Origin of the sequence: Brevundimonas sp. Leaf363 (assembly GCF_001424025.1) — a bacterium.
Classification (GTDB): Bacteria; Pseudomonadota; Alphaproteobacteria; order Caulobacterales; family Caulobacteraceae; genus Brevundimonas.
In genome coordinates this window covers 746,197-758,888 of sequence record NZ_LMPZ01000002.1, presented here as the reverse complement: position 1 = coordinate 758,888, position 12,692 = coordinate 746,197, and the positions used below count along the sequence as shown (strand labels likewise).

The window sequence follows — 12,692 nt, the reverse complement described above, 5'->3', positions numbered from 1 at the left end:
GAGGACGAATGGGACCGCTGAGCGGCGTTCGGGTGGTAGAGTTCGACGGCCTGGGGCCTGCGACCTTCGCCGGCATGATGCTGGCCGACCTGGGCGCAGAGGTGGTGCGGCTGGCGCGCGCCGATGGCGCGTCGGCCTTTGCCGATGTGGGCGGGGCGGTGCTGCATCGGAACCGCACCGTCGTCCCCGTCGATCTGAAGTCGCACGAGCATGCGGCCGGCGTTCTGAACCTGCTGGGCGGCGCAGACGCGCTGATCGAAGGGTTTCGGCCCGGCGTCATGGAGCGGCTGGGTCTGGGGCCGGACGTGGTCCACGCCCACAATGCGCGACTGGTCTACGGCCGAATCACGGGCTGGGGTCAGACGGGGCCGCTGGCCGATCAAGTCGGCCACGACATCAACTACATCGCCCTGTCGGGGCTGCTGCACCGACTGGGCCGACCGGACGGGCCGCCGCGACCGCCGCTGAACATCGCCGGCGACTACGCCGGCGGGGCGCTGATGCTGGTGATCGGCGTGCTGGCCGCAATGACCGAGGCGCGGACCACCGGCCGGGGCCGCGTCGTGGACGCCGCCATGACCGACGGCTCGGCGCTGCTGGCCTCCCTGTTCGACGGGCTGGCGGGGCGCGGCATGTGGTCGGAGCAGCCAGGGGAGAACCTGCTGGACGGCGCGGCGCCCTTCTACCGCTGCTATCGCTGTGCGGACGGCCGCGACGTAGCGGTGGGGGCGCTGGAGCCGCGCTTCTACGCCGCGCTGCTGAAGGGGCTTGAGATCGATCCGGCCGATGCGCCCCAGTTCGCCCGGAACGGCTGGCCGGCCCTGCATCAGCGCTTCGAAACGATCTTCGCGAGCCGGAGCCGAGATGACTGGGCCGAGCGTTTCGGCGGAACCGAAGCCTGCGTCACACCTGTCCTGAGCCCGACCGAAGCGGCGGCGCATCCGCACAATCGCGCGCGCGCGACATTCGTTAACTGCGGCGTGCGCCAGCCGGCCCCGGCCCCGCGATTCGACGGCGCGCTCGTCGATGTCTCGGCGGACAGACCGACAGAAGCGTTGGCTGACGTGCTGGCGCGCTGGGCCTAGGCCGCAGCCTCCATCCGGCTCGCCGCCGCCTCGCCCAGGGTGTGGGCCAGCAGCGCGGGGTCGATCGGCTTGGTCAGGAAGGCGTGTACGCCCGCCGCGTCCCAGGCCGCCTTGTGCACATCCATCGCATTGGCGGTCAGGGCGATGATCGGCGTCTGGCCGTTGGGTCCGCCCAGGCGGATGCGGCGTGTCGCCTCCAGCCCGTCCATGACCGGCATCTGCATGTCCATCAGGATGGCGTCGAAGCGTTCAACGCCCGCCAGATCCACCGCTTCGGCGCCGTTGACCGCGAACGTCAGGCGACAGCCGTGCGGCTCCAGCAGCAGGGCCAGGATGCGGCGGTTCACTTCGTGATCGTCGGCGGCGAGGATCGAGCGCCCGTGCAGGCTCAGCGTCTCGACCGCCTGCGCTCGCGGCGCCGCCGACCCGTCCACCACTGCCTCGACCGGCAGGGTCAAGGTGAAGATCGATCCGACGCCGAGCTCGCTGACGACCGTCAGCGAGCCGCCCATCATCTCGGCCAGGCGGCGGCTAATGGTCAGGCCCAGGCCGGTGCCGCCGAACCGGCGCGTGGTGCCCGCATCCGCCTGCTGGAAGCTGGAAAAGACATGCTCCAGGCGGTCGGCCGGGATGCCCACGCCGGTGTCGCGGACCGCGAAGACCATTTCGGACGTCTCGGCGCGCCACTGGGCCTCCACCTCGATCCGACCCTTGTCGGTGAACTTCACGGCGTTGGAGACCAAGTTGAACAGGATCTGTTGCAGGCGCAGCGGATCGGTGCGGATGAAGGCCGGGCCCTGGTCGTCCATCATGACCAGAAGGCGCACGCCCTGGCTGCGCGCCTTGGGCTCCCACAGGCGACGCAAGGCGGTCAGCTTGTCCTCGACGTCCATCTCGGCCGTCTCGAACGTCATCTGGCCGGCCTCGATCTTGGAGAAGTCCAGCACGTCGTTCAGCAGGCTCATCATCAGGTCGCCCGCGTCCATCAACATTGAGACGTGTTCGCGCTGGTCGCGGTCCAGCCGCGTGCGGCGCAGCAGGTTGGCGGCCGAGATCACCGCATTCATCGGCGTGCGAATCTCGTGGCTGATGACGGCCAGGAAGTCCGACTTGGCTGCGCTGGCCTCCTCGGCGGCACGGCGGGCCTCGTCGGCGGCCTTGTTCGCGTCGCGCATGGCCTGGGTCGTACGCGCACTTTGCCGGACCGATACGACGAGGTGCATCAGATAGAGCAGTCCGCCCACGGCGATCACCAGCTCTTGCGGCCGTCCATCGATTATTGCGCCCATCACCGGCAGCCCGATGAAATAGGCGGCGTGCGGCGTGGCGGCCGAGAACAGCAGCGGCCGATGGTGGTGCATGTGCAGGCTGACGTGCAGGAGGCCGCCGGCCGTCTGGATCATGGCGAACACCCGCCCGACCTCACCGCCCATGAACCAGAGGTAGGCCGCCAGTGCCGAGTAGACGACGACATTCAGCGCCACGACGACGCAATACAGAATCTCGTGGCGACGCGTGACGACATGGTCAGGGCGCAGCCTGATGGAGCGAAATGCGGCCCAGTCGATCACCTGGGTAGCCACGACTGCGCCGAACCAGACCAGCGGCCAAGGCGATGGCGCGACAGCCCAGCCGATGGCGGTCAGGATGACGGCCAGGCCCAGGCGGGTTTTCAGTTCGCGAAAGCGGATTTGCGCGACGAGCGCGTAGCCGGGCGCAGGCATGATGCGTCCCCCCATATCTCCGGTAGCATCCGCCCAAATGGCGAATGAAAGGTTGCTGATGATGACGGCGACCCGCTTGACCGCTATGCACGGGGAACAGGGGCGCACCCGGGCCGTTATGGCCCGCACAGGGGGATCGCATGATGATACGCACCATTCTCGTCGCGGGTTCGCTCGCGCTGGCGCTCGCCGCGTGCGACCAGCCGGCGCCGGAAGAGCCCATGCCCTTGCCTGAGGCCCCCATGGAGCCGATCGCGCCCGCCGCGCCGGACGCCGGCGCACCGGTTTCGGCCCCCTCCGCCGTGGACGCCCCGCCGGTCGACAACTCGGCCCTTCCGCCCGAGCAGCGCAGCTCAGAGGAATCCGTGAAGCCGGAGAGCGAGACTCTGTTCTACTGAGCGGCGCCATTTCCACGCCACATGGGTCTGGGAACGGAGGCTGTCCTCGCTTCGGCGGATCCTTCCAGAGAGACGGTTTGACGGTACGTATCGCCCTGGCGATCTTCGCGGGCGTCGCGCTTGCGGCGTCTGCCGCGCATGCGGACCCGCGCGCGCAGATTCGTGGCGACATGGACGGCGACCTGCGCGCCCAGCTGGAGCGCGCGGTCGGCCAGGTCGACGGCGCGCCCGCCAACCGGTTCGAAGCCCGCAGACGCGCCCGCGGCGCCGTCGAGGCCGCCACCGCCCTGCTCCGCTCCGAAGGGTACTATCAGTCGACGGTCGAGGATGTGGTCGAGGGCGAACAGACGCCTGTCGCCGCCGTCCAGGTCACCCCCGGTCCCCGTTTCCTGATCGACGCGCCCGCCGTGGCGTGGGTCGCGCCCGAGCCGGACGGCGTCAGCGCCGCCGCGGCGATCTCCGCCATGAACCTGAGCCCCGGCTCGCCGGGCCGGGCGGTCGAGATCATCGCCGCCGAGGGCCGGGTCGTGGCCAGCCTGTCGATCAATGGATACGCCGACGCAGCCGCCCAGCCGCGCCGCGTCGTCGTGGACCACGCCGACCGGACCGTTCAGCCGACCTACAACATCGTGTCGGGTCCGTTGGTCCTGCTGGACGGCGTACGGGTCGAGACCGCCGGGCCGACCAATCCGAACTGGGTCGCGGGCCTGGCGCCCTGGTCAGAGGGCGACCGCTACGATCCCGAAGACGTGGCCGAACTGGAACGTCGCCTGCTGGAGACGGGCGTCTACGACGGCGTGGGCGTGGCCCTGGCTCCGGCCGATCAGAGCAATGAAGACGGCCACCGGCCGATCATCGTCAGCCTGTCGGACCGCTCGCGCCGCATCCTTGAGGCGGGCGCGACCTATTCGACGGCCGAGGGCGCCGGTGTCGATGTGATCTACACCCTATTCAACCGCCTGCGCCGCGCCGACACCCTGCGGTTCCAGGCCCGCCTGGCAAACATCGACAGCCGCATCGGCGCGGACCTCAGCCTGCCGCACTGGCGCAGGCCGGGCCAGACGCTGAAGCTGTCGCTGGCGGCGGTGAACGAAGAGACCGACGCCTACGACCGGATCGCCCTGACCTCCAGCGCCGACCTGCAGCAGCGCATCGGCAAGACCAGCTACTTCAGCTACGGCCTGGGTCTGGACGCCGGTTCGTATACCGAGCGTCGCTTCGACCCGGTCACCCAGGCGCCGATCACCCTGAACCGCGACCTGATCATCGCCACCGGTCGCTCGGCCGCCTACATCGACCGCTCGGACGACCCGTTGAACCCGACCGAGGGCTGGCGTCTGACCGCGGCGATCCAGCCCACCGCCGTGGCGGGCGAAGACACCGTCCTGTTCCTGCGTACCGAGACCCAGGCCACCGGCTACCTGCCCCTGCGCCAGGGCAAGACCATCCTGGCCGGCCGCATCCGCATCGGCTCGATCATCGGCGGCGAGGAACTGACGGTGCCGTCGGATCGCCTGTTCTATTCGGGCGGCGGCGGGTCGGTTCGCGGGTACGAATATCAGGGCGTCGGCCCGCGCCTGCCCGACAACACGCCGCGCGGCGGCCTCAGCCTGTTCGAAACCTCGATCGAGGCGCGCCAGGATGTGGGCCGTAACTTCCAGGCCGTGGCCTTCCTCGACGCCGGCGCCATCGGCTTCCAGGAGACGCCGAACTTCTCGAACATGCGCTACGGCGCCGGCCTGGGCGTCCGCTACAAGCTGCCGTTCGGACCCGTCCGCGCCGACATCGCCGTGCCGCTGAGCCCGCGCGAGGGCGATGCGGCCTTCCAGATCTACATCAGCATCGGTCAGGCGTTTTGACCGACACGCCGCCCGAAAGCAGCGCGCCCGATACGCCCGCCAAGCGCGCGAAGCGGCGACGCACGCGCCTGCAATGGACGCTCTTCATCGGGGGCGTGACCGCGGCGGTGCTGGCTGTCCTGGCCCTGACTCTGTTCGTCGGCGGCCGGATGTATCTGATCTCCGGCCCCGGCCGCGACCTGGTCAGCACCTTCATCGCCGGCAAGAAGATCGGGCGATACGGGCGAATCAACGTCTATGGACTGAAGGGCGATCTGTTCGACGACTTCACGCTGGAGCGGGTCACCGTCACCGACGCCAAGGGCGTCTGGCTGGAGGCGACCGACGTCCACGTCGACTGGAGCTACCTGCCCCTCGTCTTCCGCCGTTTCCACGCCACAGAGATTGAGGCGGGCCGCATCCGCGTCCTGCGCCGACCAGAGGTCGAACCGCCGGACGGCAAGCCGCCCAGCCCTCCGCCCCTCTCGATAGACATCGACAAATTCGCCGCCGAGGTCGAACTGCTGGAAGGCTTCTCCAAGGAATACGGCCACTGGCGTCTGGCCGGCGATGCGTCCATCCCGCGCGTCGGGCCCAAGTCCGCGACCCTGAACGCCGACAGCGTCAGCCGCCCCGGCGACTTCCTGCGCATCGCCGGAAAGTTCGGCGGCCCGCTGGAGACGCTGCGCCTCAACCTGAACGCTCAGGAAGCTCGCGGCGGACCGCTCGCCGGCTCGCTCGGATACTCTCCGGACCAGCCTTTCATGGCGCGCGCCGTCGTTACGGGCGAGGTGGTGGACGCCGTGGTGCGCACCGGATCCTTCACCCCCCTGACGGTCAAGGGCCGCTTCAGCGACGCAGGCTCGCGCGTCACCGGCTATGCGGACTTCAGCGGGTCGGACCTGCTGGCGCCCTTCGTCGAACGCGTCGGCCGCACCGCCCGCTTCGGCTTCGCCACCGTGCCGTCCAAGGACAAGGACGTTCAGGGCGTGGCGTGGCGGCTGATCGCGGACAATGTCGAAAGCCACGCCCAGGGTCTGATCCGCACCAAGGACCGCACCTCACCCGACGGGATCCGGCTGGAGATCAACACCCCCTCGTTGAACCGGCTGACTGGCCAGGACATTGCCGGCCCCGCCAGCTACGCCGGCCTGTTCAAGGGCGATGCGAAGGTCTGGACGCTGGACGGCCAGGTCACGCTGCTGAACGCCACACTGGCCAGCTACCGCGCCACCCGCATCGCCGGGCCACTCAACTTCGCCGCCCAGGACGGCCGGTTCGACGTGCAGGCCGACATCCGCGCCTCGGGCGGCTCGGCGGCCGGCATCATCGGCGGGCTGCTGGGCGCCCAGCCGCGCGTCCAGATCGAGGCCAGCCGCCAGAAAGACGGCGCCTATCTGTTGCGCCACATCGAGGCCGACGGGCAGGCGCTGCGGGTTCAGGGCTCGGGCGGCCGCACCCTGCTGGGCGGCCTGAACTTCCGCGGCCGCGCAGAGATCACCGACGCCGCACGCATTCGCCCCGGCGCCAAGGGGGCCTTCGCCGCCTCGCTCGACGCCTCGTCCGCCCGCACCGGGGCGCCGTGGCGGCTGCGTCTCGACGGTAGAGGCCGAAACCTCCAGATCGGCATGGCGGAGCTGGACCGCCTGCTGGGCAAGTCGCCTCGCCTGCAACTCGCCGGCGCCCTGAACAACGGTCGGATCGAAGTCGAGCGCGGCGAGCTGACCGGCGCGCAGGGTCGTGCGTCCGCCAAGGGTCTGATCGAACCCGAAGGTCGCCTTCGCCTGGCGCTCGACTGGAATGCGCGCGGCCCGTTCGCCGTCGGGCCTGTCGAAATCGCGGGGAATATGAAGGGCAACGGCGCCCTGACCGGCACCCTGGCCCAGCCGCGCGCCGACCTGCGGGCCAACTTCGACCGCATCGACATCGCCGCCCTGCAGCTGACCCAGGCCGATCTGGTCCTTAGCTTCCGCAAGGGCGCCGACAGCTCGGACGGCCGCATCGCGATCACCAGCGCCTCCAACTACGGGCCGGCCCGCGCCTCGGGGAACTTCTTCCTCGGCGGACCGCGCATCCGCATCAGCGACCTGGACCTGGACGCGGGCGGCGTGACCGCCCAAGGCGCCGTCGCCCTGTCGGACCGCATCCCGTCCAGCGCCGATCTCAGCTTCACGGCCCGCCCCGGCGCCTTCCTCACGGCCGGCACGGCGCAGGGGCGCATCCGCCTGACCGAGGGCGGCGGCAGCGAAGCCGCCATCCTGGCCGTCAACGGCCGCAACCTGCGTTTCGCCGGCTCGACCGTCATCGTGCGCAATCTCGAGCTTCAGGGTCGCGGCACGCTGGAGCGCCTGCCCTTCGACCTGACGCTGGACGTCGGCGGCGCCACCCCCGTCCAGTTCAACGGCGACGGCGTCTATTCGCGCCAGGGTCAGGCCAACTCCGTCACCCTGAACGGCGCCGGCCGCGTGCGCGAGGTCGCCTTCTCCACTCGCAATCCCGCAGTCGTGGCTCTGAGCGGCGATGGCCGTGTCGTCCGCCTGGACCTGGCGGTCGGCGGCGGCGTGCTGCTGGGGGAACTGCGCCAGGATAGCCGCGCGACATTGCTCCAGGCCGACCTGACCAGCGTCGATCTGGGCTCCGTCGCGCCGGACCTTCGCGGCCGCGTCACCGGCAAGGTCGCCCTGCGCGGCGCCGGCGCCGATCTGTCCGGTTCGGCCAACGTCACCCTGGAAAACGTCCGCAGCGTCGACGCGCCGCAGGGCCTGGCCGTCGATGGCGTGATCAACGCCATGCTCGTCGGCGACCAGTTGCGCATCCAGGCCAACACCCACACGGACGGCACGGTCGCCGCCTCGGCCAACGCCGACGTCACCCTGCCGGTCGAAGCCTCGGCCGCGCCTTTCCGCCTGGCCATCGCCCGCACGCGCAACATGGCGGGGACCGTCTCGATCCAGGGGCAGGTTCAGCCGATCTGGGACCTCTTCCTGGGCGGCGAGCGCTCGCTGTCGGGTCAGGTGGACGGGCAGGCGACCCTGGCCGGCACGCTGAACGCACCGCGCATCAACGGCCGGCTGAACATCGCCCAGGGCGCGTTCCGCGACAACGCCACCGGGCTGCGCCTGACCGAGGTCACGCTGAACAGCCGCTTCGACGACACCACCGCCTTGATCCAGACCTTTACCGCCAAGGACGGCGCGGGGGGCTCGATCGCCGGCGACGGGCGCATCGGCCTGCGGCAGGGCTCGGGCTCCAGCTTCCAGCTGAACCTGACCCGCTTCCGCATCATCGACAACGACTTGGCCGAGGCGCGTGCCTCGGGCCCGATCACCGTCACCCGCGCAGCGGCCGGCGACATCCGCCTGGTCGGTCAGATCGACATCGACGAGGCGACCATTCGCGCCAACCCGCCCGGCTCCACCGGAATCGTCGGCATGGACGTGATCGAGGTGAACAAGCCCGGCGGCGACGACGCAGAGGCCGAAGACGTCGCCCGCCCGGCGCGGGGTCCGATCATCGGCATGGACATCCAGATCCGCTCGCCCGGCGGCGACATTCGGATCGTCGGGCGCGGCCTGAACGTCGAGATGGGCGTGAATGCGCGGGTGCAGGGCTCCATCGCCCAGCCCCAGCTGACAGGCACCGCCCGTGTCGTGCGCGGCGACTACGAATTCGCGGGCAAGCGCTTCATCTTCGATGACCGCGGCACGGTCAGCCTGTCGACCGACCCGGCGCGGATCCGCCTCAACCTGTCGGCCACGCGCGAGGACCCCGCCCTGACCGCCACCATCCGCGTCACCGGCATGGCCGCGCGGCCTGAGATCGCCCTGACCTCCACGCCGTCCCTGCCGCAGGACGAGATCCTCGCCCAGGTCCTGTTCGGCCGCTCGGCGTCCCAGTTGTCAGGCTTTGAGGCGGCCCAACTGGCGGCCGGCGTCGCCTCGTTGGCGGGCGGCGGCGGCTTCGACGTCATCGGCAACCTGCGCGAGCTGGCCGGGCTAGACCGCCTGTCGTTCGGCGGCGAGGCGTCCAGCCTGACGGTCGCCGGCGGCCGCTACATCACCGACGACGTCTATCTGGAGATCATCGGCGGCGGCGAGGGCGGTGCGGCGGTCAACGTCGAATGGCAGGTCCGTCGCAACCTGGCCATCAGTTCCAAGTTCGGCGGCCAGGGCGACGCCAGCCTGTCCATCCGCTGGCGCCGCCAGTCGAGACCGCCGGGCGCCCGCAACGCTGACAGCCGGCCGAACCGCGGGAACTAGCGCTCGACCACCTCGCCGTCCTCCTTCACGAACCGAGGCGGCGGGCGGTCTAGCAGGTCGAGCACCCGCTCCGAAGGCCGGCATAGCCGCGCGCCCTTCGATGTCTCGACGATCGGCCGGTTCACCAGAATCGGCTCGGCCAACATCGCCGCCAGCAACACGTCATCGCCGGCGTCCGCCAGCCCCGCGGCCTCCGGCTCCTTGGCGCGCAGCAGACCCCTCAGGCCCTCGCCCGTGGCGTCCGCCAGGCGGGTCAGGGTCTCGGCGTCCCAGCCGGACGTCAGATACTCGATCACGACCGGCGCGACGCCGGCCGCCTCGATCATCGCCAAAGTATTGCGAGACGTCCCGCAGCGCGGGTTGTGCCAGATGGTGACGGTCATGCGCGTCGATCTAGTGCGCTGCGGCCATCTGGATGCGATCCAGCGCCTTGATCCCGCGCAGGCCCGCGACGTGCAGCACCGTCTGCACGGCCATGATCGCCAGCGACAGGATCACCTGCCAGATCGGAGTGATGACGCCGCTCATGCCGCCCATCATCGGCGCGGCCAGCGCCGAGACGATGCCCAGCCCCAGCAGCACCAGGAACAGAATGGCGATGAAGCTTTTCGGGTCGCGCCACTGCACCACGCCGAACACCAGCTGCACTACCGTCAGGACGCCCCCCATCCACAGGCCCATCTGCACGCCCATCTCGGCGGCCGCGGCCACGGTCGCATCGTTCCCGCTGGCCTGGGCGACCGCGGCCTGGATGTCGGCGGGATTGGCCAGGCTCCACACCAGGCTGACGAGGCCGACCGCTACGCCGATGAAGATCGACACCGCGCTGGCCCGCGCAGCGCACTGGGCCTCCGCCTCGCCATGGATTGGGGCGGTGGGGTTGAAGGCCTTCAGCCAGTCGGACATGTCGCTCTCCCTGTTTTCGGCCGTCAGCCTAGCTTGGCGACACGCGTGGCGACACCCCCGCCTTCACCTTTCGATCCGGCCCGTCTAGGGTCCGCCCGCATGCGGATTCTGGCGCCAGATCAGACCGTGCTCGACCACATCCGGGGCCGGCGCGACGTCATCATCGACCGGGCGGTCGCGTGGGCCGAGGTCAACTCGGGCAGCCGCAACGCCGAGGGATTGAACGCCGTCCTGGCGGCGCTGGAGGCCACGGCGCGCGCCCTGCCCGCCACGGTCGAGCGCATCCCCACACAGGGCTCGACCACCGTCGCCGACGACGGACGGGTGCGCGGGGAAGCCCACGCCGACGCCCTCAAGATCACCGCCCGCCCGGACGCGCCGATACAGGTCGTCCTGACCGGCCACTACGACACCGTCTTCCCCGCCGACAGCCGCTTCCAGAGCGTGGTCACCCGCCCCGACGGCGCCCTGAACGGGCCCGGGATCGCGGACATGAAAGGCGGCATCAGCGTGCTTCTGGCCGCGCTGGAGGCCTTCGAGACCCACCCCGACCGCCACGGCGTCGGCTGGACCGTCCTGCTCAGCCCCGACGAGGAGATCGGCTCGCCCGCCTCGGCGCCGCTGCTGGCCGAGCTTGGCGCGCGCGGCCACGTCGGCCTGACCTATGAGCCAGCCCTTTCCGACGGCACGCTGGCCGGGGCGCGCAAGGGCAGCGGCAACTTCCACCTTATCGTCACCGGCAAGGCGGCCCACGCCGGTCGCGCCTTCGACGAAGGCCGCAACGCCGTGGCCGGCGCCGCCATCATCGCCGCCGCCCTGCACGCCCTGAACGGCCGGCGCGAGGGCGTCACCGTCAATGTCGCCAAGATCTCGGGCGGCGGCGCCCTGAACGTCGTCGCTGACAACGCCGTGGTCCGCTTCAACGTCCGCGTCCCGGACGCCCAATCCGCCGCCTGGATCACCGACGCCATCGCCGAGATCGTCGCCATGCCCCCCTTCGACGGCATGACCCTCGACCTGCATGGCGGCATGACCCGCGCGCCCAAGCCGATGGACGCCAGCCAGACAGCCCTGTTCGACGCGGTGAAACAGACCGGCGCCCTGCTGAACCAGGCCATCGCCTGGAAGCCGTCGGGCGGCGTCTGCGAGGGCAACAACCTGCACGCCGCCGGCCTGCCCAATATCGACACCCTCGGCGTCCTGGGCGGCGACATTCATTCGGACCAGGAGTTCGCCTGGCCCGACAGCTTCGTCGACCGCGCCCAGCTCAGCGCGCTCATCCTGTGCAAGATCGCCTCGGGCGAGATCGACGCGGCCCACCTGAAACGCCTGCGGATGGAAACTCTCTGATGCTGGTCGTCCGCCCCGCCGGTCCCGCCGATCTCGACAGCCTGCTGGAGCTGGCCATCCTGTCCGGCCCCGGCTTCACCAGCCTGCCCGAGGACCCCGATGCCCTGTCGGACCGCCTGGTCCTCAGCGCCGCCAGCTTCTTGGGCCAGGTCGCGCCGCAGGAGGCCTGGTACACCCTGATGCTGGAGGACGGCGATACAGGCGACATCGACGGCGTCGGCTCGGTCAAGGCGGCGGTGGGCCTGAAGCGGCCCTTCTTCTCCTTCCGCATCGTCAGCCACGCGGTCTCCTCGCCGTCACTGAAGATCGCGCACGAGCACCAGACCCTGGTGCTGGTCAACGAATGCAGGGGCTGGTCCGAGGTCGGGTCCCTCTTCCTCAAGGCCGACCGTCGCAAGGGCGGCGCCGGGCGCCTGCTCAGCCAGTCCCGCTACATGCTGATCGGCGCCCAGCCGGACCTGTTCGACGAGACGGTGCTGGCCGAGCTGCGCGGCGTCTTCACCCCCGACGGCGCCTGCCCTTTCTGGGACCATGTGGCGCACAAATTCTTCCCCATGCCGTTCGACGACGCCGACCGCATGACGGGTTCGACCGACAAGCAGTTCATCGTCGATCTGGCTCCGCGCCACCCCATCTACATCGACCTGTTGCCCGAGCCCGCCCGCGCCGTGATCGGCAAGGTCCACCCTCAGGGCGTTCCGGCGATGGCGTTGCTGGAAAGCGAAGGCTTCCGCCCCAACGGCCTGGTCGACATCTTCGACGCCGGCCCCACCGTCAGCTGCCGCCGCGACGACATCCGCACCGTCCGCGACGCCCGCGTCCTGACCGTCGAGATCGCCGAGGACATCGAGACCGACCTGCCGGCGCTCATCTCCACCGACAGCATCGCCACCTTCCGCGCTGTCCGCGCCAAGGCGGATATCAAAGGCGACGCCGTGCGCCTGACCGCCGAGACGGCGGCGGCGCTGAAGGTGAAGGCGGGCGGCGTGGTGCGGGTAAAATCGTGATCCCTCCATTCCCGCTCATCCCGGCGGAAGCCGGGACCCAGTTCTTTGGCCAGAAGCGCGAGCGACGCCTATCTGGCGAGACGAACCAGCGTGGAGCGCGTCGCTCTCACTGGATCCCGGCTTCC

Annotated in this window: 9 protein-coding genes; 6 read left to right on the top strand and 3 right to left on the bottom strand. The window is 70.2% G+C overall.

The genetic code is table 11. The annotated features are described in order from the left end of the window. The first annotated feature begins 8 nt into the window (after positions 1 to 8). Positions 9 to 1,085, top strand: coding sequence for a CaiB/BaiF CoA-transferase family protein (locus ASG17_RS06650; RefSeq protein WP_056100860.1), 1,077 nt, complete (start codon positions 9 to 11; stop codon positions 1,083 to 1,085). On the opposite strand, the gene ASG17_RS06645 is transcribed toward ASG17_RS06650, so the two are convergent. After that, positions 1,082 to 2,824, bottom strand: coding sequence for an ATP-binding protein (locus ASG17_RS06645; protein ID WP_056100857.1), 1,743 nt, complete (start codon positions 2,822 to 2,824; stop codon positions 1,082 to 1,084). The genes ASG17_RS06650 and ASG17_RS06645 overlap by 4 nt on opposite strands. A 125-nt stretch (positions 2,825 to 2,949) precedes the next feature. On the opposite strand from ASG17_RS06645, the gene ASG17_RS06640 reads away from it, so the two are divergent. From ASG17_RS06640 to ASG17_RS06630, 3 genes are all read left to right on the top strand, one after another. After that, the gene (locus tag ASG17_RS06640) at positions 2,950 to 3,207 is read left to right on the top strand and encodes a hypothetical protein (protein ID WP_056100855.1); all 258 of its coding nucleotides are present in this window, start codon (positions 2,950 to 2,952) and stop codon (positions 3,205 to 3,207) included. Positions 3,208 to 3,284: 77 nt separating this feature from the next. After that, positions 3,285 to 5,066: an autotransporter assembly complex family protein gene (locus ASG17_RS06635; RefSeq protein WP_056100852.1), complete on the top strand. Its 1,782-nt coding sequence runs from the start codon at positions 3,285 to 3,287 to the stop codon at positions 5,064 to 5,066. Continuing rightward, entirely contained in the window at positions 5,063 to 9,304 is a 4,242-nt protein-coding gene (locus ASG17_RS06630; RefSeq protein WP_056100847.1) for a translocation/assembly module TamB domain-containing protein, read from the top strand. The genes ASG17_RS06635 and ASG17_RS06630 overlap by 4 nt, the downstream gene beginning before the upstream one ends. On the opposite strand, the gene ASG17_RS06625 is transcribed toward ASG17_RS06630, so the two are convergent. Beyond that, positions 9,301 to 9,687, bottom strand: a complete 387-nt coding sequence (locus ASG17_RS06625; protein WP_056100845.1) for an arsenate reductase family protein — start codon at positions 9,685 to 9,687, stop codon at positions 9,301 to 9,303. The two genes, ASG17_RS06630 and ASG17_RS06625, sit on opposite strands and share 4 nt — an antisense overlap. 10 nt (positions 9,688 to 9,697) lie before the next feature. Further along, positions 9,698 to 10,210 carry a hypothetical protein gene (locus ASG17_RS06620; protein ID WP_056100840.1) on the bottom strand — a complete coding sequence of 171 codons (513 nt, stop codon included), beginning with the start codon at positions 10,208 to 10,210 and terminating at the stop codon, positions 9,698 to 9,700. Positions 10,211 to 10,309: 99 nt separating this feature from the next. On the opposite strand from ASG17_RS06620, the gene ASG17_RS06615 reads away from it, so the two are divergent. Next, a complete protein-coding gene (locus ASG17_RS06615; protein ID WP_056100838.1) occupies positions 10,310 to 11,560 on the top strand; it encodes a hydrolase in 1,251 nt (416 codons plus the stop codon). Further along, positions 11,560 to 12,567: an arginine N-succinyltransferase gene (locus tag ASG17_RS06610; RefSeq protein WP_056100835.1), complete on the top strand. Its 1,008-nt coding sequence runs from the start codon at positions 11,560 to 11,562 to the stop codon at positions 12,565 to 12,567. The genes ASG17_RS06615 and ASG17_RS06610 overlap by 1 nt, the downstream gene beginning before the upstream one ends. Positions 12,568 to 12,692 lie beyond the last annotated feature (125 nt).

Coding starts and splice junctions, on each gene's coding strand:
- ASG17_RS06650 (WP_056100860.1), top strand. CDS start 9: ATGGGACCGCTGAGCGGCGTTCGGGTGGTAGAGTTCGACGGCCTGGGG.
- ASG17_RS06615 (WP_056100838.1), top strand. CDS start 10,310: ATGCGGATTCTGGCGCCAGATCAGACCGTGCTCGACCACATCCGGGGC.
- ASG17_RS06625 (WP_056100845.1), bottom strand. CDS start 9,687: ATGACCGTCACCATCTGGCACAACCCGCGCTGCGGGACGTCTCGCAAT.
- ASG17_RS06640 (WP_056100855.1), top strand. CDS start 2,950: ATGATGATACGCACCATTCTCGTCGCGGGTTCGCTCGCGCTGGCGCTC.
- ASG17_RS06620 (WP_056100840.1), bottom strand. CDS start 10,210: ATGTCCGACTGGCTGAAGGCCTTCAACCCCACCGCCCCAATCCATGGC.
- ASG17_RS06645 (WP_056100857.1), bottom strand. CDS start 2,824: ATGGGGGGACGCATCATGCCTGCGCCCGGCTACGCGCTCGTCGCGCAA.
- ASG17_RS06610 (WP_056100835.1), top strand. CDS start 11,560: ATGCTGGTCGTCCGCCCCGCCGGTCCCGCCGATCTCGACAGCCTGCTG.